This is a genomic window from Desulfocurvus sp. DL1XJH-121, from assembly GCF_054819825.1.
Genome location: NZ_JBTVWW010000056.1, coordinates 1 through 1,042 on the forward strand (window position 1 = coordinate 1; position 1,042 = coordinate 1,042).

1 protein-coding gene is annotated in these 1,042 nt (G+C 65.2%); it reads left to right on the forward strand.

Features of this window, described 5'->3' with window-relative positions; all coding sequences use genetic code 11:
* Window positions 1-4: 4 nt before the first annotated feature.
* On the forward strand, window positions 5-1,042 hold a 1,038-nt coding region (gene tuf, locus ACYYG1_RS17305; RefSeq protein ID WP_461211582.1), incomplete at its 3' end, for an elongation factor Tu.

Consider the following 1,042-nt stretch of genomic DNA (forward strand, 5'->3'; position numbering starts at 1 on the left):
AGTCATGGGTAAGGCAAAATTCGAGCGCACCAAGCCGCACGTAAACATCGGCACCGTTGGTCACATTGACCACGGCAAGACCACTCTGACCGCCGCCATCACCAAGATCGCCAACATGAAGGGCGGTGGCGAGTACGTGGCCTTCGACGAGATCGACAAGGCCCCCGAGGAAAAGGAGCGTGGCATCACCATCGCCACGGCGCACGTGGAGTACGAGACGGACAACCGCCACTACGCCCACGTGGACTGCCCGGGCCACGCCGACTACATCAAGAACATGATCACGGGCGCGGCCCAGATGGACGGCGCCATCATCGTGGTCGCCGCCACCGACGGCCCCATGCCCCAGACCCGTGAGCACATCCTGCTCGCCCGTCAGGTGGGCGTGCCGTCCCTGGTCGTCTTCCTGAACAAGGTCGACCTGGTGGACGACGAGGAGCTCCTGGAGCTGGTGGAGTTGGAAGTGCGCGAGCTGCTTTCCAAGTACGACTTCCCCGGCGACGACATCCCGGTGGTGCAGGGCTCCGCCCTGAAGGCCCTCGAGGCCGACAGCCTGGACGACCCGGCCGTGAAGCCCATCTTCGAGCTTCTGGACGCCTGCGACTCCTACATCCCCGAGCCCGAGCGCGACATCGACAAGCCGTTCCTGATGCCCATCGAGGACGTGTTCTCCATCTCCGGCCGCGGCACCGTGGTGACCGGTCGCGTGGAGCGCGGCGTGATCAAGGTGGGCGAGGAAGTGGAGATCGTGGGTATCCACGACACCGCCAAGACCACCTGCACGGGCGTGGAAATGTTCCGCAAGCTGCTGGATCAGGGCCAGGCCGGCGACAACGTGGGCGTGCTGCTCCGCGGCATCAAGCGCGACGAGGTCGAGCGCGGCCAGGTTCTGGCGGCTCCCAAGTCCATCACCCCGCACACGAAGTTCAAGGCCGAGGTGTACGTGCTCTCCAAGGAAGAGGGCGGCCGCCACACCCCGTTCTTCTCGGGCTACCGTCCGCAGTTCTACTTCCGGACCACCGACATCACCGGCGTGATCGCG